This is a genomic window from Sunxiuqinia sp. A32, from assembly GCF_052690465.1.
Map to the genome: position 1 here is coordinate 78907 of NZ_JBQYLI010000009.1, position 26130 is coordinate 105036.

General features: G+C 37.5%; 19 protein-coding genes and 1 tRNA gene. 12 read left to right on the forward strand and 8 right to left on the reverse strand.

The window, feature by feature from the left end:
• Positions 1–44: 44 nt before the first annotated feature.
• Positions 45–659 (forward strand): deoxynucleoside kinase, encoded by a 615-nt coding sequence (locus tag ACUNWD_RS11020; RefSeq protein ID WP_445587862.1) that lies wholly within the window; start codon positions 45–47, stop codon positions 657–659.
• Here ACUNWD_RS11020 and ACUNWD_RS11025 read toward each other — a convergent pair.
• The 3 genes from ACUNWD_RS11025 to ACUNWD_RS11035 all read right to left on the reverse strand — a co-directional run bounded on the left by ACUNWD_RS11025 (position 656) and on the right by ACUNWD_RS11035 (position 5062).
• Positions 656–1651 carry an adenosine kinase gene (locus ACUNWD_RS11025; protein ID WP_445587863.1) on the reverse strand — a complete coding sequence of 332 codons (996 nt, stop codon included), beginning with the start codon at positions 1649–1651 and terminating at the stop codon, positions 656–658. The genes ACUNWD_RS11020 and ACUNWD_RS11025 overlap by 4 nt on opposite strands.
• Positions 1652–1789: 138 nt before the next feature.
• On the reverse strand, positions 1790–2680 hold the full coding sequence (locus ACUNWD_RS11030; RefSeq protein ID WP_445587864.1) for a DUF4249 family protein: 891 nt from the start codon (positions 2678–2680) through the stop codon (positions 1790–1792).
• Between the two features lie 12 nt (positions 2681–2692).
• Entirely contained in the window at positions 2693–5062 is a 2370-nt protein-coding gene (locus ACUNWD_RS11035) for a TonB-dependent receptor (RefSeq protein ID WP_445587865.1), read from the reverse strand.
• Between the two features lie 327 nt (positions 5063–5389).
• On the opposite strand from ACUNWD_RS11035, the gene ACUNWD_RS11040 reads away from it, so the two are divergent.
• The 8 genes from ACUNWD_RS11040 to ACUNWD_RS11075 all read left to right on the forward strand — a co-directional run bounded on the left by ACUNWD_RS11040 (position 5390) and on the right by ACUNWD_RS11075 (position 15496).
• Positions 5390–6511 (forward strand): helix-turn-helix domain-containing protein, encoded by a 1122-nt coding sequence (locus ACUNWD_RS11040; RefSeq protein WP_445587866.1) that lies wholly within the window; start codon positions 5390–5392, stop codon positions 6509–6511.
• A 182-nt stretch (positions 6512–6693) separates the two neighbouring features.
• Complete coding sequence (locus ACUNWD_RS11045) at positions 6694–7851, forward strand: DUF418 domain-containing protein (RefSeq protein ID WP_445587867.1); 1158 nt, start codon at positions 6694–6696, stop codon at positions 7849–7851.
• Between the two features lie 25 nt (positions 7852–7876).
• Complete coding sequence (locus ACUNWD_RS11050; protein ID WP_445587868.1) at positions 7877–8605, forward strand: head GIN domain-containing protein; 729 nt, start codon at positions 7877–7879, stop codon at positions 8603–8605.
• Positions 8606–8641: 36 nt separating this feature from the next.
• Positions 8642–10999, forward strand: coding sequence for a TonB-dependent receptor (locus ACUNWD_RS11055; RefSeq protein WP_445587869.1), 2358 nt, complete (start codon positions 8642–8644; stop codon positions 10997–10999).
• Positions 11000–11240: 241 nt separating this feature from the next.
• On the forward strand, positions 11241–11888 hold the full coding sequence (locus tag ACUNWD_RS11060) for a hypothetical protein (RefSeq protein ID WP_445587870.1): 648 nt from the start codon (positions 11241–11243) through the stop codon (positions 11886–11888).
• Positions 11889–12064: 176 nt separating this feature from the next.
• Positions 12065–12979 (forward strand): alpha/beta hydrolase, encoded by a 915-nt coding sequence (locus ACUNWD_RS11065; RefSeq protein ID WP_445587871.1) that lies wholly within the window; start codon positions 12065–12067, stop codon positions 12977–12979.
• Positions 12980–13149: 170 nt separating this feature from the next.
• Complete coding sequence (locus ACUNWD_RS11070) at positions 13150–14595, forward strand: hypothetical protein (protein WP_445587872.1); 1446 nt, start codon at positions 13150–13152, stop codon at positions 14593–14595.
• 280 nt (positions 14596–14875) lie between these two features.
• Positions 14876–15496, forward strand: a complete 621-nt coding sequence (locus ACUNWD_RS11075; RefSeq protein WP_445587873.1) for a YqaA family protein — start codon at positions 14876–14878, stop codon at positions 15494–15496.
• A 237-nt stretch (positions 15497–15733) separates the two neighbouring features.
• On the opposite strand, the gene ACUNWD_RS11080 is transcribed toward ACUNWD_RS11075, so the two are convergent.
• The 5 genes from ACUNWD_RS11080 to ACUNWD_RS11100 form a co-directional block, all read right to left on the reverse strand.
• Positions 15734–16720, reverse strand: a complete 987-nt coding sequence (locus ACUNWD_RS11080) for a 3-keto-disaccharide hydrolase (RefSeq protein WP_445587874.1) — start codon at positions 16718–16720, stop codon at positions 15734–15736.
• 488 nt (positions 16721–17208) lie between these two features.
• Positions 17209–18222: a hypothetical protein gene (locus ACUNWD_RS11085; protein ID WP_445587875.1), complete on the reverse strand. Its 1014-nt coding sequence runs from the start codon at positions 18220–18222 to the stop codon at positions 17209–17211.
• A gap of 238 nt (positions 18223–18460) precedes the next feature.
• Complete coding sequence (locus tag ACUNWD_RS11090; RefSeq protein WP_445587876.1) at positions 18461–19426, reverse strand: helix-turn-helix domain-containing protein; 966 nt, start codon at positions 19424–19426, stop codon at positions 18461–18463.
• Between the two features lie 370 nt (positions 19427–19796).
• Positions 19797–19873, reverse strand: a tRNA-Asn gene (locus tag ACUNWD_RS11095).
• A 201-nt stretch (positions 19874–20074) separates the two neighbouring features.
• Positions 20075–20839: a hypothetical protein gene (locus ACUNWD_RS11100; RefSeq protein WP_445587877.1), complete on the reverse strand. Its 765-nt coding sequence runs from the start codon at positions 20837–20839 to the stop codon at positions 20075–20077.
• Positions 20840–21059: 220 nt separating this feature from the next.
• Here ACUNWD_RS11100 and ACUNWD_RS11105 point away from each other — a divergent pair, with 220 nt between their 5' ends.
• The 3 genes from ACUNWD_RS11105 to atpD all read left to right on the forward strand — a co-directional run bounded on the left by ACUNWD_RS11105 (position 21060) and on the right by atpD (position 26128).
• Entirely contained in the window at positions 21060–23471 is a 2412-nt protein-coding gene (locus ACUNWD_RS11105) for an efflux RND transporter permease subunit (RefSeq protein ID WP_445587878.1), read from the forward strand.
• A gap of 39 nt (positions 23472–23510) precedes the next feature.
• Positions 23511–24503: a polyprenyl synthetase family protein gene (locus ACUNWD_RS11110; protein WP_445587879.1), complete on the forward strand. Its 993-nt coding sequence runs from the start codon at positions 23511–23513 to the stop codon at positions 24501–24503.
• A 113-nt stretch (positions 24504–24616) separates the two neighbouring features.
• Positions 24617–26128: a F0F1 ATP synthase subunit beta gene (gene atpD / locus ACUNWD_RS11115; protein ID WP_445587880.1), complete on the forward strand. Its 1512-nt coding sequence runs from the start codon at positions 24617–24619 to the stop codon at positions 26126–26128.
• Positions 26129–26130: the final 2 nt, after the last annotated feature.

Consider the following 26130-nt stretch of genomic DNA (forward strand, 5'->3'; position numbering starts at 1 on the left):
TCAATCATTAAATTTGTAATCTGAAACAAAATAAACGAACAATCATGCATATTGCTCTTGCTGGAAATATTGGTGCAGGCAAAACAACCCTGACCGAGCTTTTATCAAAACATTACGGTTGGACTGCTCATTACGAAGATGTTGATGACAATCCCTACTTAAATGATTTTTATGAGGATATGCAGCGTTGGTCTTTTAATCTTCAGATTTTCTTTTTGAACTCCCGTCTTAGCCAGGTTTTAGATATTCAAAAATCAGGAGATACGGTAATTCAAGATCGTACAATTTATGAGGATGCTGAAATTTTTGCGCCAAACCTACATTCTATGGGGTTAATGAGTACGCGTGATTTTAATAATTACTCTACCTTATTCAAATTGATGATTAAGCTGGTGAAAGCTCCAGACCTTTTGATCTATTTAAGAGCAAGTGTTCCAACTTTGGTAAATCAAATACAACAACGTGGACGGGAATATGAAAATTCTATTCGTCTGGATTACCTCAAACAATTGAATGAGCGCTACGAAGCATGGATTAGTAAATATAGCGAAGGCAAATTACTAATCATCAATGTTGATAAAGTGGATATCACCAACAGCCCGGAAGATTTAAGTAACGTGATTGATAAAATAGACGCCCAAATACACGGGTTATTTTAACTCATCTTATCCATTTTCGATAAAATTGCTGGCCATTCTGAATCTGGAATTTTAGCTCCAAAAACCTGGATTACTTTGCTTGCCATTAACGATCCCAATACACCACAACTTTCAAGGGAAAATCCTTTGGTCAAGCCAAGTAAAAATCCTGCGGCATAAACGTCTCCAGCTCCGGTAGTATCAACGCTTTTTACCTGAGGTGTTTTTACTTTTAGAAACTGTTCCGCTGATTGAATCAGCGAACCTTCCTTGCCAATTTTCACGACTGCAATCCGACATTGCTTTGCAATTTCTGCAACTGCTTGCATCGGCTCCAAACCTGTAAATGATTTGGCCTCTTCCTCGTTGGCAAAAACAATATCAACATACTCTTTAACAATCCTTTTCAAAAAATCCAGTTTCGCTTCAACCACGTTAAAACTTGCCATATCAATTGAAACCAACAAACCTTTTGATTTTGCCTTTTTCAGGATTCCTTCTATCAAATCTTCATTGAAAACCAGGTAGCCTTCAATATGAAGAATACGATAGTTCTCAAATATTTCATCTGAGATCTCATCCGCGGTAAGCTCACTTGCAGCGCCCAGAAATGTGCCAAAAGTACGTTCAGCATCTGGGCTAATTAACGCAGTTGCATTTCCGGTGGGAGTGCAACTATAATATAGGTGATTACTAATTCCTATTTTTTCAAATTGCTCTTTGAAAAAGCGTCCATATTCATCATCAGAAATTTTCCCCAGATAACCACACTGTCCACCAGCTTCAGCGATAGCACGAGCTGTGTTTGCTGCGGAACCACCGGTTTCAATTGAACTATTTAACGCAGCCGCCGCCAATTTCATCTGAGCAGATAAATCAGCATCTACTAATGTCATACTACCTTTTGGGAGACCAAATTTCTCTAATAAAGAATCATCTTTAAGACGGATTAATACATCTACTAATGCACTTCCCGCTCCTATTATCGCTTGTTGATTGTTGTCTTTTTTCATTGCCGACAAAAATAATGAAAAAAGCTAAGTTCAAATGATCCGTTTAACCAAAAATCATAAGAAGTTTAAGCCACGAAAAAACCAGCCTCAAAAAAATACTTGAGACTGGTCTGCATCATCTGTCAAAATGAATTTTCTTTAATCCCGAAGTTGGCTTTCAATATCTTCATCTACCATCACAACATTTGAAACCGAAACATCATGTGCTGTAAATAGTCCAAGTACAGGCCTTCCGTCACTCGCAGTGAGATTACCTTTTATATTAGCTGGTGGCACACTAAAAAGCCCACCGGAAAAATTTTGATTCACCATTTGATAATAGTAATTGTAGGCAAATTCAGAAATTGAAGTTTGCTTCACTTGTATCGAATCTCCAAGTTTTATCAATCGATCCTCTGGTTTATCCGGATCGTGAAAATCCGTAAATACCTCCAGACTTGACACATAGTTTCCGTCAACCAGCTCATCGCTAGCCACAAACATATACTCCGCTTCATATAATAATTCACCACTTATATACAAATCCCATTTGTAATAGTCTCCGATTCCCGCTGGTTCATCACCATAAGTAAAAACACCAAGAAAACGTTTGTCCCCTCTTAAAGATGGTCGAACTTGAATTGAATCAATCGGCTCCACTTCCGACAAATAATCGGAACCAATGATAGTCACTCCTTCATGCTCAATGGAAATTGAATATTCTGTATTCACCTCTCCTAAAAAATCAACACCTTCAGGTACAAGATAGAGTCCATTGGTTTCTGAACTTTCTTCTAATTGGACACTATTTTGTGGTTCGCTATTATCAGAAATAATGACGGTTGCTCCACTCGCTCCCGGATAAGACACGGCCTCATTAACTTTTAAGCTTTTATATAAAAAAACGTATGGATTGCTTTCTGTGGTTATCTTAGCCTCAACAGCGTACAAATCGACCACCTCGTCACTTAACTTTACTTCAATAACATCCTCACACGAAGTCAGGGCTAGCAGAAATAAAGCAACTACTGGTAAAATATATTGTTTCATTTTTTTCATTTTTTAAAAATTGAAGTTGTAGGTAATGGATGGAATGATCGATCCAATAATTGACAACCGGGTTGCCTCTGTAATCATTGAATTATCTTCATTCTGTTTGAAACTAACTGAATAAGCATTTCTTCGTGCATAAACATTATACAAAGAGATATTAAGTGTTCTTTTCACCTTTCGGGTCTCATTCTTTTTCGAATTATATGTCAATGAAAAATCCAATCGATGATAGTCTGGAATACGATAGCTATTACGGTCAGAATAAAAGAAAACCGTATTTCCCTGAACATCATATTTTGCAACCGGGTAAGTAGCTGGGTTTCCAGTAGCATACACCCAATTTGATGAAAGAGTTATTCGTTTATTCAACTCATAGTTCACTACCAGCGAAATGTCGTGCGTCCGATCGTAAGTAGAAGGATATGCTTTCCCGTCATTAATTCCAGGAATTTTACGCATAGTCCGTGCAAGCGTATAACTTGCCCATCCGGTAACTCTTCCTTCAAGTTTCTTTGCCATTAATTCCAATCCATAAGAATAACCATCTCCATGCAACAGTTCTGTCTCAATATCTTCGTTCAGGAATAGTTCTGCACCATCCTTATAGTCAAGCACATTTTTCATGTCTTTGTAATAAATTTCTGCAGATGTTTCGAAAGCATTATTCTTGAAATTCCTGAAATATCCCAATGCAACCTGGTCTGCAATTAATGGCTTAATGTATTTGCTGGTAGGCAGCCAAACGTCGAGCGGAGTCGGTGAACTGGTATTTGAAATTAAATGCAGATTCTGCACCATCCGGTTATACGATGCTTTTAATGAACTTGCATCATCCAAGGTATATTTCATCGATATTCGTGGTTCAAAATTCACATAAGGATCACCAATTTTTTCACCTTTTTCATATGATTGTTCCCCAACCACTTCATCTTTATCAGGTGCTTCCGGATTTAAATATTCACGAACTTTTCCAACCCCAATCTGCTGAAAATAAGAAAGACGGAAACCATATTTCAAAATCAAACGTGAACCAATACTTTGCTCGTTCGATGCGTAAAATGCATTTTCCATTGCATTATAGTTGGTCAAGTTTAAATCAGAGTAAAATGAGTTTTCATTGGCGCTGATATTACCAGGCTCGAAGTGATGATAAATGACATTCAACCCAAAATTGATCGTGTTTTTTGAATTCAAAAACCAGGTAATATCTTCCTTTAAATTGATATCGTTTATCTCTGAACTCCAATCAAACTGCTCAGCACCTGTCCCTGGCACACCTAAATTGTAATCGTATTTTGAATAGATAACCGAGGTATTTGAAAATAGTTTCCCATTAAAAATATGGTTCCATCTCGCCGTTCCTGTCAGATTTCCCCAACGCATATAAATGGATTCACCCAATTCAAATTGATCATCGCCACCATAACCAGAAATATAAATCCGATCCTTGTCTCCCAACTGAATATTTGTTTTCAGATTAAGATCATAGAAGTAAAGCTTATTTTCTTTCACTTCTTCAATTCCTACCAAACGTCCAAGAACATCTGCATAAGTTCGCCGTCCAGAGATAATGTAACTCCATTTATCTTTAATGATAGGACCTTCCAATGTTAATCGGCTTGAGATATTTCCAATACCTGCATCCACATTAAAATCCCTTGAGTTTCCATCCTTCATTCGAATATCGATTACAGAAGAGGCTTTCCCTCCATACTCAGCGGGGATTCCACCTTTATAAACCTGAATATCCTTGATAGCATCCGAATTAAAAACTGAGAAGAAACCCATTAAGTGAGAAGCATTATAAACAGGTGCTTCATCTAAAATCAGCAAGTTTTCATCTGGTCCTCCCCCGCGAACATACAATCCCGAATTGCCTTCTCCTCCGCTTTGAATGCCAGGAAGCAGGGTAATGCTTTTTAGTACATCTACTTCACCCATAAAAGTGGGTAGCTTTTTAAGCATTTTAACCGGCACCTTTTCCATGCTCATCTCAACGCTTTCCACGTTTCGATCTTTTTGTTCTCCGGTTACAATAATCTCCTCAATTTGCTTAGTGTCCTCAGCAAGATAAACCGTCAGTTCCTTGTTTTCAGTCAAGTCGATTAAGTGCTCCTGTTCTTCGCAACCAATAAATGAAAAACTGACTTTGTAAGTACCTTTAGGAACCGAAATTGAGTAAAAACCATATGAGTTCGAGATAACTCCGGTAACTTTCTCGGGAATGTAACAGGTCGCTCCAATAAGAGCTTCTCCACTGGCTTTATCTTTAATGTGCCCACTTAATGTCACCAGTGGCGTCCCAATAGGAACAGACATTTGTGCACTTGCCACCAATGTGGCAAAAAAGAACATAAGAATAGCGTTCAATAGTTTCATCAGAACATTGTTTAATTGTTTCATGCTTTTGTTTCAACTTGTCTCTTTTCATTGACAAGTCATTTTTGAAAAGGTTGCTTATTATGCAACTAGTTTTTGTTTTCTGCGCTGCAAATTTGGGTAGAAGTGATGAATTTGAATTCAGATAATCCGTGAAAGGTGGAATAATATCGGTAAATGTATTTTGGTCAAATTGATTGAAAAAAAAGTTCATTTGGGATTTGACCGCGAATAGTCCTTCGTTACATACAAAACCAAAGATTGTTAGTTTGAACAATTAGTAATAAATTGTGGTCTTACTGAAAAAGAAATTTAGAAGCTTATTGAATGGAAATCGTTTTCACCACTTTAATCTGGGCAGCTGTACTACAAGGGGTTTTGTTGGGATTGATTTTCATTTTTTCCAAAAAACACAAAAGCTTCTCAAACAAATTACTCGGATTGTTTCTGATCACTTTCATTTTAGGAGCTGCTTCCGATCTACTTCCTTTTGATAGTATTGGAAATTATTCGATCATGAAGTACTTCACACTTCCCGAAGTAAAACTTTTGTTCCCAGTACTCTTTTTCCACTACATTCTGGAAAAAATTGGAAAATCTTCAAAATACAGGAAATTTTTAGCAGCTCAATATCTACTAGCATTTACAATTATCGGAATTACTTTTCTGAATATCCTTCTTTTCCTATTTTCAGGTCAATCCATCTACGACTATTTCAGTTTCGAGTCAGTGGATAAATTCTTTATGGTTCATCAATATTACGCTTACTTATTAACTGTATTGGTTTTTGTATTGGCAATTTTTGAAACAATGCGATATCAAAATATTGTAAAAAATGAATATTCTGATTTAACGCTACTTGCAATCAATTGGCTCTGGTTATTCATCCTGATTTTTGCACCTGTAATAGTTTTATGGGGAGTTGAATTAATTCGGATTCTCACAGGCGGAGTCGGTCAGTCGGATATTGTTGTTGTCCTCTGGGGATTTGTGGCAATCTGTATTTATCTAGTAAGCTTTAAAGCTTTCACCCACCAGGATTTATTTCATTCTTCCAGAACAACCAAAGAAAATAAACCAGTAAAAAATATTCAACACAACACGATAAAAGAGGAACCCAAAATATCCGTTTGCAGAACCATTAAAAATTCAATGGATGAGGGGAAATATTACCTAAACCAGGAATTGTCGATTCATGACTTTGCAAAAGAAATTAATGTTTCTGCGCGTACTATTTCCACCTGTATTAATAAAAACTTTGGATTTAATTTTAATGAATGGGTGAATAACTACCGGGTCGAAGAGGCTCTCGAAATTCTGAAAAAAGATAGCAACAATCAACTTTCAATTGAGGGAATAGGCAGCGAATCTGGATTCAAATCACGCTCGGCAATGTACATAGCTTTTAAAAAAAAGACGGGCAAAACCCCTGGCAATTTTCGAAACTAATGTCCTGAATCCTGCAATTTGTAAAATCCATTGTCCTGAATCCTGCAGTTTCATCCTGTTGATGTCCCGAATCCTGTATCCACTACAACAATCACTTTTTTAGAAGCCTGATTCCCATAATCTTTGTATAAACATTTCGTGAAGCCGAGAACGATTAAACAATGTTTGCAAAGTCAAAGATTATGGAATTCAAACCTTCAAATAAGCAAAACAGAATTGAACAGATCGATGCACTTCGAGGATTTGCTCTTCTGGGAATAATCATCGCCAATATTCCCTATCAAATAAATTCTGCCTCTTCCGAAACAATGGATTCAATTGTGAATTTCCTATTTTATTTTTTAATTGATAAAAAATTCATCACCATTTTCTCTCTCCTTTTTGGTTTTGGTTTTTACATCCAGATGAAGAGAGCAGAAGAGAAGCAAATCAATTTTCAACGATACTTTGCTGTCCGGATGCTCCTTTTGTATGCGATCGGAACAATCCACGCTTTTGCACTTTGGAATGGTGATATTCTGCGAGCGTATGCATTTGGTGGAATCATTTTGTTATTCATTCGAAATTGGTCAGTTAGACGAATATTCATTCTGGCAATCTTGTTAATCGTTGTATTTACGGGTATTTTCTATATTGGGAGATCCACCTTAGGTTGGGGAGAATACAATTATGATACTTCTATCGCAGCCGAGCTACCAATTGCAACGTCATTTTTCCGATACATCGAAATCAATGCAATTATGGATCCGTGGACGAACTTTTTCGTCGACATGCCAATCACTCTAACGTTCACCTTAGGAAATATACTGATTGGATTTATTTTAGGGAAAACCAATTTTTTTAAGCTTCCTGAAAAGCTGAATGGTCTGTTTACCTGGCTGCTCACACTTGGAGTCTCTTTTGGATTAGCTTCAAGTTATATTTATTACAAAATATCCATTGGTGATATTAATCAGAATCTATCGATGGTCTGGGTTCCTTTTGTTGTCATAATTGGAATGGTGACACAAAGCTTCTTTTATATAGTTGCATTTTTAAAATTGTATCAAATCAACGGATCCAGAAAAGCGTTGAAATTCTTCAACCCTGTTGGAAGGGCAGCGCTGTCAAACTACCTATTACAATCATTACTTTATATAGTTGCCTTTTATCATGTACTTCCCTTTTTCCAGTGGTTCGGAAAATTAGACCATCTGCAATCGTGGATGATAGCAATCGGCTTCTTTCTTATTCAATCGACAATCACAAATTATTGGTTTAGACATTTCAGTCAGGGACCAATTGAGTTTGTCTGGAAAAGGACAAGCTACAAATATGCAAAATCACAGAAACAGAAATAGTTATAAACAATTAAAAATTTAAGTCATGAAAACAAATGTAGTTTTAATCGCAATTTTAGTTTTAGGATCAATTTTCACTTCATGTGAAAAAGAAGATCTTTTCGTATCACCATCAACAGAAGTGACCTTTGAGCAAGTTCCCGTTTCAAGCATTTCAAAACTTGAGGTTGAAGATGTATTTCAGGTATATGTCAGCTTTTCCGAAACAGAAGAGTCTGTGGTCGTAGAAGCAAGTAAGAATCTGCACAGTGTTATCGAAGTCGAACAACGTGGTGAAACATTAGTAGTTGGATTAGATGAAAATGTTCAGATCAGTGGTGATCCTGTTTTAAATATTTATGTTACAACATCCACAATTGATAAAGTTGTCGTCTCCGGTGCATGCACTGTGGATTTTGAAAATCCATTGGTAACCAATACGCTTGATATTCAAATTACAGGAGCCAGTAAATTAACTGGGGTAATTGATGTGGAAAGTTTACATGCCAAATTGTATGGAGCTTCAATTCTGGAATTGTCAGGTACATCAAACTCGTTTGACATTGATGCTGAAGGTGCCTCGAAAATGACAGGTTTTGACTTTGAAACCAATTCTCTAAATGCAGACTTAATGGGTGGCTCAGACATCTCTTTATCCGTAAATCAAAAGTTGAACATTATAGCGAGCGGTGCTTCCAAAGTTTATTACAAGGGAAATAGTGTTATTGAAAGTCAAAATCTATCTGATGCATCCGAAATCATTGATGCTAACTAGAAAACCGGAATCTGAAAAACGTGTAAAGTCATGAAAATGAAACTTATTATATTTCTATTTTTTCTTCTTCCAGTTCTTGTCAATGCCCAGGAATTCACTCAAACGGTAAAGGGGAAAATTATAGATTCAGATACAAAAGCGCCACTTCCAGGAGCCAATATTAAAGTGACGAACAACGTAATCATGGGAACTTCTTCTGATTTTGACGGGAATTTCAAAATTGAGAAAGTACCTGTTGGAAGACAAAGTTTCAAAGTTTCCTACTTGGGTTATGAAGAGGTCACGTTGAATCAGGTCCTGATTGGATCAGGTCGTGAAGTAGTTCTGAATATTGAGATGAAAGAATCCGTTGAAGATTTGGACGAAGTAACGGTTTATGCATACAGGGACAAAAGCGAACCTCTGAACCAAATGGCAACCATTAGTGCAACTCAAATTACGGTGGAGTCCACTTCCCGAATTGCAGCGGGGATAAACGATCCGGGGCGAACAGCCCAGTCTTTTGCAGGGGTTTCATCTGCTGATGACGAAAACAATGAGCTCGTTATTCGGGGAAATTCTCCACGTGGAATGCTTTGGCGAATGGAAGGTATTGAGATTCCAAACCCCAACCACTTCACTAACGGTGAGGGTGGATCTGGCGGTGGTGTTTCAGCACTCAGTACGCAAGTTTTAGCCAACTCCGACTTTTTCACAGGAGCATTTCCTGCTGAGTATGGAAACGCATTATCAGGAGTTTTTGATTTAAAACTTCGAAGAGGTAACTACGAGAAGAACGAATATGCTTTTCAACTGGGAGTACTGGGAGCGCAGGCTGCATTGGAGGGACCATTGAAAAAGGGAGCAGAAGCTTCATATCTTATCAACTATCGCTATTCAACACTTAAATTTCTGAATAAGATAGGTGTTGACATCAGCGGTGGAGACATCACACCCGAATGGCAAGATTTGTCCTTCAAATTTTATATCCCTACAAAAAAGACAGGCTATTTTTCAATTTGGGGTCTTGGGGGAATCAGCTCTGCAGGATCAAATGCCATCCGTGATACTTCAACCTGGGTTTATCGTTCCGATCGTTATGGGGATACTGAAGATCATAAAATTGGGGTGTTTGGCATCGCGCACAATTACCTTTTCCCCAATCTGAAAACCTATGTCAAAACAGTTGCTGCGTACTCCCACACAACTGATCAAGCTATTGAGGATTCACTGGATTACAACCTCCAATCATCTGTCACTGAAAATGAAGATTTCAAGTACAATACTTTTAGTATTAGCTCCTACATCAATCACAAATTCAATGCAAAAAATGTGCTTCGTGCCGGAATCATTTTCCACAACAAAAGTTACAAACTTGGTGTATCAAGCATTAATTACGATACTGGCCAAATGGAAGAACAAATCTCAAATAATGGAAGCACAAATATCTTTGAATCGTTTGTCCATTGGAAGCATCGAATAAACAACCAAATCGATATTAATTCTGGGGTTCACTATACTTATCTCGCACTCAACAAAGATTATAGTATTGAACCTCGATTGGGAATCAGATGGAATTTAAACAAAGTGCATCGATTGAATTTTGGAGCTGGACTACATAGTAAAATTGAACCTGTGTCTATTTACCTTGCTGAAAAAGAATTGAATGAAGGAACAACCACCAATCCAAACAAAGATCTAGAAATAACCAAAGCAGCACATGTTGTTTTAGGGTACAACTGGAATTTTGCCAAGGATTTTAGATTAAAAACTGAAGTGTACTATCAATACCTGTTTGACGTACCCGTTGATCCGGAAGATTCAACCAATACAGTTAGCTCATTGAATTTCAGTAGTGGATTCACCAATGAAAAACTTGTAAGTGAGGGAACGGGAAGAAATTATGGCGTTGAATTTACATTGGAAAAATTCTTCTCAAAGAATTGGTATATGCTTGGCACTGCTTCATTATTTGAATCAAAGTATACCATGCCGGACGGGATCGAACGAAACACACTTTTTAACAGTAAATACATTTACAATTTCGTAGCAGGAAAAGAATTTGAAGTCGGCAAAAACAAACAAAATATTTTTGGCTTGAACGTCAGAACAATGTTGAGGGGCGGATACAGAACCATTCCTCTTGACATTGATTCTTCAATAGCACAAAACAAGGAAGTTCGCGATTATGGCAGAGCGTTTGAAACCAAAGCTCCTGACTACTTTAGGGTTGACTTTGGTATAAACTACCGAAGAAACAAACCAACTTGGTCATGGGTGATATCGTTGGATTTCCAAAATGTAACAAATAGACTCAATGTTTGGGACGAATACTATAGCCGGGAAACTAACCGTATTTACAAAAGTTACATGAATGGAATGATTCCGATTCTGAATTACCGAATTGAATTTTAAAATCGATTTTGAAGCTCACATTTCTGTGAGCTTCTTTTTATACGAGCCTGCCTATTCTTAGAAACATTGTATTTTATACAGCGTAAAAATAATTTTAAAGAGGAGAAAGATGAATTGATCGATTTAGAATGTCTTTGGTTATTTGTCAAATATCAAAAAAGATATTCTGGGGAGCTCTCAAAAAATTGAATTTAAGTCATTATAAAACCAATTCTGTTTAAATAACCAAAAATCAAAACCGATGAAACGATTGATTCTAATTGGCTTTATGTTCTCCTTGCTTGTTTCAGCCTACAGTCAAAACCTCGACTTAATAGTCCTTGCAAAAGGAGACTCCATTGCATGCAAAATCGATAGTATTTCTAATTCTCACTTCTATTTGAAAGTAAAATACAATGGCGAATGGAGAAATACTCAGCTAACAAAAGTGCAAGCCTTAAGATATGAAAAATCGAGTATTAATCCGAAAACCTATGTTATCGATCCACAAACTTCTAAGATTATTTCTAAAAGAAAGGCGATGACAGAAATAACTTCCGTGTATGATTTACCTCGCAATTCGGTTTATATTGATCTGGTCGTAATCTACCCTACTTTTCACTATGAATATTTAAGCCCATTGAATGAAAAAACTGGCCTGGCATTAAAAACCGGCTTTATCATTTTTGATCCAATCATCTTGGTAGAAGAAGTTGCCATCATTACCGGAGGACCAAAAAATTTCTTTGAAGCAGGTTTGGGTGTAGTTTGGGATTTGGCAGATGTTTCTGCGCCAACTTTACGAATTGGTTATCGCTACCAGGCAAAAAGTGGGTTTCTGTTTAAAATCGCGCCAGTATTATCAACTGAAATTGTTGTCCCAATGATTGCTCTGGGATATTCTTTTTGAGAAGAAAATATTGTGAATATACAATACTATTCGTTTTAAAAGTGCCAGCTATTCAGTTCATATTTTCGACTATTCCATTAACTTTAGCATGCTCAAAAAAAGGAAATTCCTACCTGGATGCCAGAAAAAAATAACAAGGTGAATGATATTAAAACACCGAGATTAAAAAAGTAATTATGAGATTTAGTTTAATATTGACATTAATGATCCTGCTTTCAGGATTTTATTCACAAGTTTCTGCTCAAAAAGAATATCCGCCTAAAATTGAGTGTTCTGCAATAAAAACTTTCAAAAATATTGATGGTGTTGATTTGAAATTATGGGTTTTTAATCCGCTAAATCATACCAACTCCGACAAAACTCCGGCCATCGTCTTTTTCTTTGGAGGAGGATGGAGAGCCGGAAGCCCCGAACAGTTTGTTCCCCAATGCCAGTATTTAGCTGAAAGAGGCATGGTAGCCATGGTCGCAGATTATCGGGTATTTTCAAGAAACAATGTACCGGCATATAAATGCATATCTGATGCGAAATCAGCAATACGGTGGGTTCGTAAAAATGCAAAAGAATTGGGAATTGATCCCGGAAAAATTGCAGCGGGAGGTGGTTCTGCCGGAGGTCAACTTGCAGCAGCAACGGCAGTTCTTCCAAAATTTGATGAAGCAAATGAAGACTCCGCAGTTAGTTCTGTCCCCGATGCTTTAGTTCTGTTCAATCCTGCATTAGTTTTGGCATCAAATGGACTAGGCGATCCTTCGCTAAAAGATAGATTCAAAAATATGAATCAGAGATTCAGCGCTGAAGCAACTGACATCTCACCGTACCATAATCTAAAAAAAGGGACTCCACCAACAATCATTTTTCATGGCATTGATGACAATACAGTTCCTTTTAGTACAGCAAAAATGTTCGCCGAAAAAGTTAAGGAGCAAGGTGATAAATGCATTTTAGTCGCATATGAAGGCGAGTCTCATGGTTTTTTCAACTATGGAAAAAAGAAAAATGCTCCTTTCGCTGACACTTCCTATAAAATGGATCAATTTCTGTCGTCAATCGGCTTTCTGCAAGGGGCACCGAATTCCATTGAATATTAGTCTTAATAACCTAAGATTCTATCGGTGCCGCTTAAAATTTACCGATTCAAACAACTGTCAATCATCCTAAATAAACTACTGTATATCTGAACATTAAACGTCACCCTGAAATAATGGTACGAGTTTTGCAACTTGTGATATCAGAAACAGTCTATTTAAAACTCAATGTCATGAAAAAATTAATCATCATATCAATCATTGCACTATTTACTTCACTTGTAAATAATGCTACTGCGGAAAACTATCCGGACGAATATCTGGGTTTGCCAGGTGATAATCTGAACTTGTACGCTACAATGGAACTATTTCAGGAGTCTGAAACCCTTGAAGGTTTTGAAAGAAGCCTAAATGATCGAAACTCAAACATCAATAATCTTGATTTGAACGGAGACAATCTGATTGATTACATCTCTGTGATGGATTATGTAGATGGAAGTGTACACACCATAGTTTTAAGAACAGCGCTAAACAGAAATGAAACACAGGACATCGCAGTTTTCGCTGTTCAGCAATTTGATGACGGGTCAGCTCGATTACAGCTGATTGGAGATGAAGCACTTTATGGTAAAAACTACATTGTGGAACCTATATACAGCGACAGCAGGGAAACTCCGAATCCCGGCTATATTGGAAATACAAGAGTTGTTACATCCCCGAAGGTTATTGCAGTAACAACCTATGAAGTAGCAGCCTGGCCAATAATCCGGTTTATTTATCGCCCGAGTTATATTTGCTGGCGTTCTTCATGGACATGGGGCTATTATCCATCTTACTGGAATCCATGGCGTCCTTATTACTGGCATACCTATTATGGTTATCATAGCCACTTTCACAATCATTATTATGCGCATTACCGCCACTGGAATCACTATAGATACAATAGATACCATGATTTCTATTACGGACACGTACGAACATACTCGCCAAAAATAAGTTCCAGAATCAGAGAAGGAAATTACAAAACAACATACTCCCGACCGGATTTGAGAAAAAGAGGTGACGAACTTTATAACAGATCTGCCCGACGAAGCACAGAAACTGGAATTATTAAATCAGGAACCAGAACTTCAAGTAACCAGACTCTTAGAAACCGAACAAATAATGATATAAATTCAAGTTCTGGCAGACGAATCGTTTCCAATAAATCAACACAGACAAGAGTAAATTCGACAATAAACAACAGGACTGGAGATACCAGAAAGTCATCAACAGTGCGCTCGGCAAGTACAACAACAAAACCTTCTCAAACAAGTAGAAAAGCGGTATCTCAAAGAACAGAAACCAGAAGCAGCAGTCCATACAGATCTGGAAGCGTTTCTTCAACAAATAAGAAAAGAGAGATCCAACCAAAATCGACAACTGTACGAAATAACAGAACTTCAAGGTCGTCTTCAGTGAGCCAGAAAAGTAGTCAGCCCAAACGGTCAACATCTACTTATTCAAAAAAGTCAGCCTCCAGCCCGAAAGTGTCTTCAAGATCATCTAGTTCAAGAAGTTCATCACGACAACCAAAGGTATCATCCAAAAGCAGTAGTTCAAACAGCAGAAGTTCGAAAGCTACAAGCAAAAGCAGCCAATCAAGATCATCGTCCAATGGAAGATCAGGCCGTAGGTAGATGAAATGAAGGAAAAAAATTCGAAAAGCATCTTAATTTGAACCTGCACGATTGGGCTTCAATTAGCGGTATTAATAAATAAACCGATACAACTCCTTCCCAATAACAACAAAATATTAAGAAAGTGAAAATAAAAGAGGTCGGAAATGGTCTCTTTTATTTTTTCAGCTATCATAGATACCCATACCGGTTCTGACATTTTTTGCTTGTATAGCGCAACATTTCAAAACCGAATCTTGTTATATATAAGCTCTTTTTCGATGACGATTAAAACAAAACGATGATAAAAACTTTGCTCTACAATTTCTCTCCCAAACGACTATCAATATTGAATCGATATTACAGAATCACTCAATTTTATTCTTTTCTAAGAACAACAGCATGGCGAGGAGGCATTGCTACCGTTGTATTCTTGCTGTTGTTAGTTTGCCTGGAGATATTCTTTTTAGACTTTAACACACTCCTCAATAACTTGGTGGCTCTCTATCCGCCCAAAATAATTTATTCGCTCTTTCTAATATCTGAAACCTTTTTAGGCCTCATTCCTCCGGAAATGTTTATTGCCTGGGCGTCAAAACTAGAAGCACCCTGGATTGCATTGTTCTTTTTGGCATCATTATCTTATGCAGGAGGAGTAATTGCGTATTTTATAGGTACTCGCTTATCCCTGATTCCTTCAGTTAGGAGCCATATTGAAACTAAAATACAAAAGCACATTATCAATTTGCGTAAATGGGGTGGTATTTTTGTTTTTATTGGCGCGATATCACCGATTCCACACTCTCTGGTTAGTTTAGCTTCCGGACTGATTAGATATAATTTTGGAAACTACTTGATGTGGGCGCTTTTCCGCTATATGCGTTTTTTTCTGTATGCTCTGGTTATTTTTGGGATTCTTTAATCTTTGTATTTATGAGTCAGCTTGCCAAATTCTCTCTTTAAATTTCTCAGACCTACATTAATAGGCATTGATCTAATCATTCTCAATCCACGATTGCAACCCATTTAAAACAAAAATAGCGCACTGAAACAGTACGCTATTAAATGACTTGTTCCCCCATCAGTTGGGAGTTGCGATCGAAATTTCAAATACCTTAATATTTTATCACTCTTTACGCATGCGTATTTATGTCACAGTTCAATTAACCGCTGGTGTGACAACAAATTTGCGGAATTCCACCGGTCCGTGATCACCCTGAATCTGAAATGGGCCAGGTTCACCTTCTTTACTATCAAGCGAGCCACCTGTAATTCCAGGAATAGGACGGTTCGAAATAACTTCGATTCCATTAAGCAAAACTGTAACATGACGCCCAACAAGTGTCACGTCATAAGTTTGCCATTCGCCCGGGGCATTTGCTGCATAAACTGCAGGAGCAATAAAACCGTAAATACCACCGATACTTACATCATCGGTTCTTCCTTTTGAATCTTCGATCTGAAGTTCATGACGACCGCGAAGATAAATTCCACTGTTACTTCCTGCCGGATAGCGGAATTCAACATGAAGTTTAAAATCTTCAAATTTCTGAATACTTACCAAGTTCCCTCCCGATTCGGTGTTAACCATTACACCATCAATCATCTGAAATTTGCAGTTCTGCGGAATAATCCATTTGTCCATGGTTTCGGTAATCAAGTTGATAGGATTTCCCCAAATTGGTGGTTCTGTTCTTTCAAGCGAAGGAGCCCGAACGCCTGTCCATTCCAGCTTCTGACCGTCGAGCATTTGATAACCGCTTAACTTATCGTCTTTTAGTGAAAACTCAAAATACAAATCATCAATGTCCATCCATTGTGGAGGAATTGTGAAATGGAATTTATCTGTGGCTTCATCATAAATTACTTCAGCAATTGGCCTGGCACTGCCCTCGTATCCAACATAGTATCCGGTTAGCGTAGAGAAACCTGATAATTTAACCATAAGCCATCCCGGAAAACCGTCTGAAGCCATTAATCCGTGTCTGAAAAGTCCGAGATTCTCGATCTGAGCAGCAGTCATATTTATAGTAAGGTCCCACTTGCCAATTAATGGAGAGTCACTTTCAACACGTTGTGCCTGAGCCGAAACAAAACCCACTAACGTAAATGCAATAAGTAAAATGTAAGTTTTTAGTTTGTTCATAGTATGTCTTTTTTTGATTAGTAAAATGCAATTCTGCCTTTAACAACCACAAATCTACTCAAAAACTGGATTTGATTAAATACCTCGTCTTCAATTTATTAATTTTGAAATGCTTTTTAGGTGAGTATATGGGGCTGATTACTTATTCTTGTAAGACTTTCCAGGCACACAATCGTTTCAAAAAATTAGGCCTAAAAAAAGGTCAACCGAAATCGATTGACCTTTTTTTGCTCCCTAACATTTGGAAGCTGCAACCTGAATTGTGAAAGTTTGGGGTGAATTAGTAACATACTAAGTCAATTTATTTTAATTTGAATTTACCTGAAGTTAACATTTATATTCAGATTAAACAAATTTTGCATAACGCAAAAGCAGGCTGCCTAAATACTTTACAGCCTGCTTGCTAAATAAGGTAAAATCTGCCGCCTCTTATATTAACCCGGGAAATGTTTATTTCTTAGTGCACCGGGCCTTATTATTATCAGGTATTATTTTTTTGAACCAATTGAAGATTGTCCTGCACATGCCAGCAGGAGAGTTTGCTCATCTTGAGTAATTAATCCTTCGTCCATCCACGTTTTGGCAAGACTCGCAACTGCCTTAACAAACTGGCCAGAATTTTTATAATCTCCTGCTTCCAGAGCATCGATTGCATCAGACATCATGACTCCGCATTCTGATGTCATTTCATTCAGCACACCATTAGAGCAACCATCAATTTCAACAAATTCTTCCATGTTTGAATTGATTACAGCATCATCCGAATCAAGACAGCCATCACCATCACTGTCAACGATGCATGTTCCAAACATCACATCATCAACTCCTGGAGGTTCTACTCCCCAATTAACATAGTCAAATCCCCATATGGTAATCTTTTTTATCGGAACCTCAGATTGTACCCCGAAATAGGTTCCTGCTGGCGTTCCACCAATGATTGATGTAGTTCCCAACAGTGCATCAGAATTGCCATATATATTTATATCAAAGGTTGCTTGGTTCCAGAAAATTGTTAACAGTGTCATCCCAACAACAGTAACATTGTCATCCGTAAATTCAATAATTAATGTTTCGTCCTGATGGTTTGCTATGACTGCATGACCAACTATATCATTCGAACCTGCCCAAATATTAAGGTCCGGGGAGGTATAAGGGGAAAAATAACCATCTCGCGTAAGTGAAAATGAGATACCTGGAAGAATACTCCCCGCTGGGAGAAACCAGGTACTTGTATTAGCATCTAAGGGATTATAAACGCCTTCAGGAGTAGCATTCGTTGCTTCCTCAAAATCTTCTGTTGGAAGTCCGGTGCAAGGAAGTTCTTCAGGAGTTGTAAAAAATGTAAGCGGTCCACTTACTGTAATGCTTTTTAGCATTACATTTTCAGGTTCAATTATTTCTTCCTTCTGGCAGGATTGAAAGAAAGGAGCAAATAAAAAGCTTACAAATACAAAAGCGACCGTTACTCGGACAATCCTTTTCCACATAATTTTCTTTTTCATAATTTTTAATTTTTAAAGGTTATAACTCTGTTGAATTAAGGTTATTTTTTACTGCTGATCAGAGACGGCCATGGACGGCCGGATATTCCAGTCTTGCATGACCATCTCGTGAATTCAGCTGTAGGATATAACCTTATTCAAAGTTCGGGAAGTGAGTACAAAGTCGGAAATTTTTGGAGGCTGCCTTTGTACTGTTTTTGAAAAATGGTGCAAGGAAGGGAGTTTTTAGGAAATCTTATTAATAGAAACGAGCTGCGTAAGTGCCAGGAGACTCTCCTTCCAGTTTTTTAAAGTCGGTTATAAAGGTGTTACGCGACGAAAATCCAGAGAGCGATCCGATCGCTTCCAGGGTTATCTCATTTGCCTTTCCTTCCTTAATGAGGGCTTTTGCATGGTTAATTCGCCATTCATTTCGAAAATCATTGAAGTGTTGTTTTTTAACTTCCCTGAAATAGTATGCAAGATGATGAGTTGGAATATTGATTTGTTTTGAAAAATAGGCAAGGTTGCAGTCTGGTTCCAGGTAAAGCTGATGCTCTTGCATAAAAGAATCTGTCTTTTGACTAATTGACTTAAGGTAATCTGATTCAAAAGAATTGTAACGCTGTTTTCTCTCCTTTATCTGGCTGTCATCATTTTCCTGTTCATTTGTTTCAGGCATTCTAGGTAATCCATATAAAATGGTGGGAAAAAAGAAGGGTGAGATCAATAATCCGATAAGCCCAGCCACAGAAATTACGCGCAAAATATTAAATGTAAAAAACAATTCGGAAAAGTGCATTTCAAAACTCTTGATCACCATAAACACCTGGCTAACAGCAAGAATAAATAAAAAGCCCAGCAAACAACAAAGCCATTTTTTCATGAAATGCTGTTTTGAAAATACTGCATACGATTGTTTCTTTTTAAGGTACTTGATAAAAAGCACTCCGGCCCCAATGGTATATCCCAAAACCAGGACTAAACGGAATAAATAAATTGCAACGGTAGGAATAATTCTATTCAAAAGTGATGCTTTATAAACCATTAGGTATTCCTGGTTTTCCACCGCCATCATAGCTGCTTCAACTTTATCTCTCCATGGAACAAACGTATTCGGAAACGCCGAAATAAAAAAGATTATCATTGGCAGAAAATGCCAGAAATCGCTTCTTTTCAGTTTTGAATGGTCGGTTAGCACACTTCTTACATACCAATAAAGCATCGGCCCAATTAAATACACGGGAGAAGCAATTATCGACACATTAAAAAGGAAAAGACTTATTAATGTAACCGATTTGGAATACAGCAAAATATACTGGTAAAAGCCATAAAGACTGGTAAACAAAAAAAATAAACTCAGATAAACCGATACCCTAAACTTTCGTGCGTTAAAAAGTAACAGAATAACTGACAGAAAAATCCCGAATAATGATAAGAAGAGTAGCATTAAATTATCCTGATTTGATGAATAAATTTACAATTAAATTATCAATTGCAACCATGTAAATCAGTAATTTGTTAGCTCAGAAAGTAATTCTCCATAAAAAATCGGACATAAAAAAAGAGGTTAAACTTTAACCTCTTGTCCTGTGTGGCTCCCCAGGTAGGACTTGAACCTACGACCTACGGATTAACAGTCCGCCGCTCTAACCAACTGAGCTACTAGGGAATTTATTTTCGGCATCACTGCCTGTTTCTAGAACGGTTGCTTTTCAAAAGCGTTGCAAAAATAATAGCTTTTCTGAAAAGAAAAAACAAAAATGAAAAAAATTACGCATGAAAATCAAAGACAAAACCTGACTCAATTTTCATTTGATTTGCTCAAGCCAGGAAATGCCTTGCAATACTGATTGATTATCAAGATCAAACACTAGAAATGCCTAACCAATGCCGACCTCCACCATGGATAATATTTAGTCTCCAAATCTTTTATACCAGGGAAAGGATAGAATAGATAATGGTCCTTATCACCCACAAAAAAACCAGTTTTAATGGTACGATATGAAATGTCATCTCTTAAGAATCGCAAAACAGTTTTGGTTTGCCTCCCTTGAGATTCTTTCAGTTTTTTAATACAATCACGCAAATGATCCGGGTTTGGATACGGTAAATTACTCAATGGAGCATCCGGATTAGTCACCAATTCATTCAACTTCAAATCCACAATAAACATTTTAGGAGCCGATACTGGCTTTTTTATATCCGTCAAATGCCTAATAAAATCGACAGGAGGCAATTTACTGGCTACCCGTGTTGTAATAGGAATTAATTGTTGATACAAATGAATTTCATCTTTCCCATTTGGAACAAAGTCATGTGGTTCTAATTCCAACACTTTTCCATCATCAGTTACCAGGTAAAGGTTTCGCAAGGCATTTAATGGGATGCTTTCAAAAGAACGATAAATGGACAAATAGACGGAACGTTTGGGCTCACCATCATCGTAAGGTTTCAACTTCATGTTTATATAATCCTGTGGAAGTTTGGTTTTATCAGGATCAAACTCGAAGAAAATAACCTGTCCATGGATTTGTTTCTTTGTTCCCACTGCCAAATAGTTTCCAAAGTCGAGTGGCCGAAGGTGGGAAACAATAATTGATTCAGGTGTTGCTACGAGATAAAAAAACTTTTTCATGGCTTTTGGTTTTTGTTTCATACTCTATTTATGATTACGAAAAACAAACAATAAAAGTTAAATATTATGAAGCAATGTTTTTATAAAAGACGAGTCGCATTTTTCATAAAGGGATCGTTAACAAATGTTATCCTGTCCAAATGACAATCTGAAACAAGCTTTCTTTCTTAATCCCGATATAATCACTATTTTCGCCTAATATTTTTGAAGACTTTTGAATATGTGGGTTAGGCTCTCTCGAATTATCCTCAGGAACCGTGTGCTCCTGCTCTCTCTTTTAGGAATCATCACTCTTTTTATGGCTTATCAGGCTCAAAAAGTGGAGATGTCATATGAATATGCGCAACTTTTACCGAAAAAGGACAGTGCTTATATTGACTATGAGCGATTTAAGCAAATATTTGGAGAAGAAGGCAACTTAATTGCTGTCGGTTTGGAAGATGAGGACTTTTTTAATCTTAAACACTTTAAAAACTGGCAGAAGTTATGCTCCAAACTTGAAGATATTGATGGTGTAGAAAATTTGCTTTCCGCATCGAATGCCTATAATCTTCATAAAAATACTGACGAGAAAAAATTTGAAATTGCCCCTGTTTTTGACGAGAATATCAATGATCAGGAAACACTGGACAGCCTCGCATCTGTTTTTCATTCGTTACCTTTTTATGAAGGACTTCTTTATAACCTTGAGAACAACGTTTACTTGTTGGGAATTACCGTCAACAAGGATAAAATGGCTTCCAAACAACGCGAAAAATTGATACTCTCCATCAAAGAGGAATGTGATCAATTTTCGGAATCAACTGGTTTGGAACTTCATTATTCGGGCCTGCCATATATTCGGGTAATAAACTCAATCCGAATAAAAAAAGAGATATACTTGTTTAGTGCTTTGGCATTATTACTATGTATCATCACACTTTTCATATTTTTCCGGTCATTCAAAGCAGTTATATTCCCTGTATTAATCGTAATAACAGGTGTGGTTTGGGCATTGGGAACAATGTCATTATTCGGGTACAAAATCACCTTATTAACAGGAATGATCCCATCGCTCTTAATTGTTATTGGCATTCCCAATAGCATTTATATGCTCAATAAGTACCATCATGAGTTTCGAAATCACGGAAATAAAATAAAAGCTCTCCAACGGGTAATTATAAAAATTGGTAACGCCACATTCCTAACCAACCTTACGACGGCATCGGGCTTTGCGACTTTTGTAATAACAAACAGTGAGATTCTTCGTCAATTTGGGGTTATTGCAGCACTCAACATTATTACTCTTTTTGTGCTTTCGATCTTAATGATCCCTACTATTTTCAGTTTCTACAGACCACCTCAACAAAGACATATCCAGCACCTTGAAAATAAAAATATCAATGCCATTATTGAGAGGCTAGTCCACATCTGCGAGAAGCATATAAAATTAGTTTATGCATCGGCAGTACTTGTCTTACTTATTGGAATCTACGGCATTACACTAATTAAAAGCTCTGGATTCATGGTAGATGACATTCCCGAAAGTGATGTTATATACAAAGATTTGAAATTTTTTGAAAATCACGTTGATGGTTTAATGCCACTAGAAATTATTATTGACACTGAAAGACCAAAAGGTGCAATGAATCTAAGTAATTTCAAGAGAATTGAAAAGCTTGAAAAGAGATTGACCAATTATGATGAACTCTCCTCTTCACTTTCACTATTGAATATTTTAAAATTTTCAAAACAAGCATACTATAACGGGAAAGAAAAATATTACAGCCTTCCGAACAATCAGGAAAAAAACTTCATCTTAGCATATGCAACTAAGAATGAAGAAGATGAATCTGCCGGGGTAAATGCGCTTCATTCATTTATGGACAGCACGCAACAAATCACACGCGTGAGTATTCGCATGAAGGATGTTGGGACTAAACGCATGGAGGAGCTTTACACGGACTTCAAACAAGAAGTTGACTCTATTTTCCCTCCGGATAAATTTGACGTCACAGTAACCGGATCCAGTGTCACTTTTTTTAAAGGAACACAATATTTGGTGCGAAACCTATTCTCCAGTCTGGCACTTGCTGTTTTCCTGATTTCAACGTTCATGGCAATCATGTTCTATTCATGGCGGATGGTAATTATGTCTCTAATACCAAACATTTTACCACTTATATTCACAGCAGCGATTATGGGTTTCACAGGAATTCCCATCAAGGCATCAACGATTTTGGTATTTAGTATTGCCTTTGGTATTTCGGTAGATAATACCATCCATTTTCTTGCAAAATACCGCCAGGAATTAAGCACTACAGGCTGGGATATTCAACGCTCTGTTAAGTTGGCTCTTCAGGAAACGGGAGTGAGTATGATGTACACTTTCGTAGTCCTTTTCTTTGGATTTGGAGTGTACAGCGTATCTAAATTTGGTGGAACTGCAGCGCTTGGTGTATTGGTATCACTAACTCTATTGGTTGCAATTACATCAAATTTGATTTTGCTACCATCATTATTGACCGGACTTCAAAAAATTACAACGACAAAATCTTTCAGAGAGCCGCTTTTACATATTTATGATGAAGAAGAAGATATTGAACTCGATGATTTAGAAATCGAAGAAATTTCTTCCCCGAAGAAAGAATAAACCAGCCAATACAAAACTGGCGAAACTATTAATGAGCAGATGAGCAACACCCAAACCATTTCTGAGTTTCAAAAACTGTTTGCTGAGAAATTAGAGAAAGAAGCAGCAAACATTGAAAATACGGAACCTAAAAACTTATACGAGCCAATTTCCTACACACTAAAAATGGGAGGAAAAAGATTACGACCAGTGATGGTTTTAATGGCAAATAATCTTTTTGGAGGAAATATTGAAAAGGCCATGCCAGCTGCTCTGGCTATCGAGATCTTTCACAACTTTACCTTATTGCACGATGACATGATGGATAATGCCGACATGAGACGCAACCATCCATCGGTTCATAAAAAGTACAACGATAATGTTGCGATCCTGTCAGGTGATGCCATGTCCATTATGGCCTATCAGTATTTGGTTCAAACTGAATCGCCAGAGATACAGAAAATGGTTCAGTTATTTTCAAAAACTGCCATGGAAGTGTGCGAAGGACAGCAATACGACATGAATTTCGAGGACACACTTTCAGTAAGTATTGATGACTACCTAAACATGATCCGGCTGAAAACAGCTGTTTTAATAGCCTGTAGTCTCAAATTAGGTGCAATAAATGCAGGTGCTGACACTAAAGATGCAAACCATCTCTATAATTTTGGTATAAACCTGGGGCTTGCATTTCAACTTCAGGATGATTTGTTGGATGTTTTTGCGGATGAGGAAAAGTTTGGAAAAAAAATTGGAGGAGACATCACTTCAAACAAGAAAACTTTTCTTCTTTTGAAAGCGCTTGAATTGTCATCACCCGCACAAAAAGAAACTCTGATAAACTGGATTGAGAAAAAAGAATTTGATATTGCAGAAAAAATAGCTGTTGTTAAAAATCTATATACAGAACTAGGACTTCCGGAAATCAGTAAAAAATTAATGGAAGACTACTACCAATCAGCACTTGAGGAACTTTCTACAATTAAAATCGCCAGCGAAAAAAAAGAAATTTTCATTGATTTGGCAAAGATGATCATGAAGCGTGAACATTAGGGTTTCAACAGCGTTAGCTTGGATGAAAAATATTCAATCACATTTAAGTTTGTAAATTTGTTCAATTAAGCTGGTTTTTGTAATTTCCAGCTCCACAGGTTAAACTTTTTAGCATGACTCAAAATATCGGTAAAATTGTACAGGTAATCGGCCCTGTAGTTGACATTAGCTTCGATAAAGAAGGAAGCGAACTCCCTAGAATTTACGATGCACTTGAGATTGTCCGCGAAGGACAAAGTAATTTGGTTGTCGAGTGCCAGCAACATATCGGTGAAAATACGGTAAGAACAGTATCCATGGATTCGACAGATGGACTGAGGCGAGGAATGGATGTAATCGCTACCGGAAGACAGATTACGATGCCTAATGGCATTAGCGCTCTGGGACGTCTTCTTAATGTAACAGGTGACGCTGTTGACGGCATGGAAAATATTCCAAAAGATGGTTTAAATATTCACAATGAACCACCAAAATACGAAGACCTGACTACTGAAACAGAAGTTCTTTATACCGGTATCAAAGTAATTGACCTGATTGAGCCGTATGCGAAAGGTGGTAAAATTGGTTTATTCGGAGGTGCTGGTGTTGGTAAAACCGTATTGATTCAGGAGCTGATTAATAACATCGCTCTTGCTCATAGTGGACTTTCTGTATTTGCTGGTGTTGGTGAACGTACCCGTGAAGGGAATGACCTTTTGAGGGAAATGATCGAAGCTGATATTGTTGATTATGGCAAGGAGTTTAAAAAATCAATGGAAGAAGGTGGTTGGGACTTATCGAAAGTAGATCCTGAAAGTATTAAAAAATCAAAACTGGCGCTGGTATTCGGACAAATGAACGAACCACCAGGTGCTCGTGCACGTGTTGCCCTTTCCGGATTAACAATTGCCGAAAGTTTACGTGATGGTGATGGGTCGACCGGTGCAGGACGTGACATTCTTTTCTTTGTTGATAATGTATTCCGTTTTACGCAAGCAGGAGCCGAAACTTCAGCACTACTGGGTCGGATGCCTTCAGCAGTAGGTTACCAACCAACCTTGGCGACTGAAATGGGAATCATGCAGGAGCGAATTACTTCTACCAAGAATGGATCGATCACATCAGTTCAGGCAGTTTATGTACCTGCTGATGACTTGACTGACCCAGCGCCGGCAACAACTTTTGCCCACCTCGATGCAACTACTGTATTGAGTCGTAAAATTTCTGAGTTAGGTATTTACCCTGCTGTTGATCCATTGGATTCAAGCTCGAGAATTTTATCTGCAGAAGTTGTGGGTGATGAGCATTACAACTGCGCTCAGCGTGTAAAAGAAATTCTTCAACGATATAAAGAATTACAAGATATTATTGCTATCCTTGGTATGGATGAACTTTCAGAAGAAGATAAACTGGTAGTCCATCGTGCACGCCGTGTACAGCGTTTCTTATCTCAACCATTCTTTGTAGCCGAACAATTTACAGGCCTAAAAGGAGTGCTTGTTTCAATAGAAGATACGATTAAAGGATTTAATATGATTATGGATGGTGAAGTTGATCAATATCCTGAGGCAGCATTCAACCTGGTTGGAACCATTGAGCAAGCTATTGAGAAAGGTGAAAAAATGTTGGCAGAAGCTGCTGTTTAAAC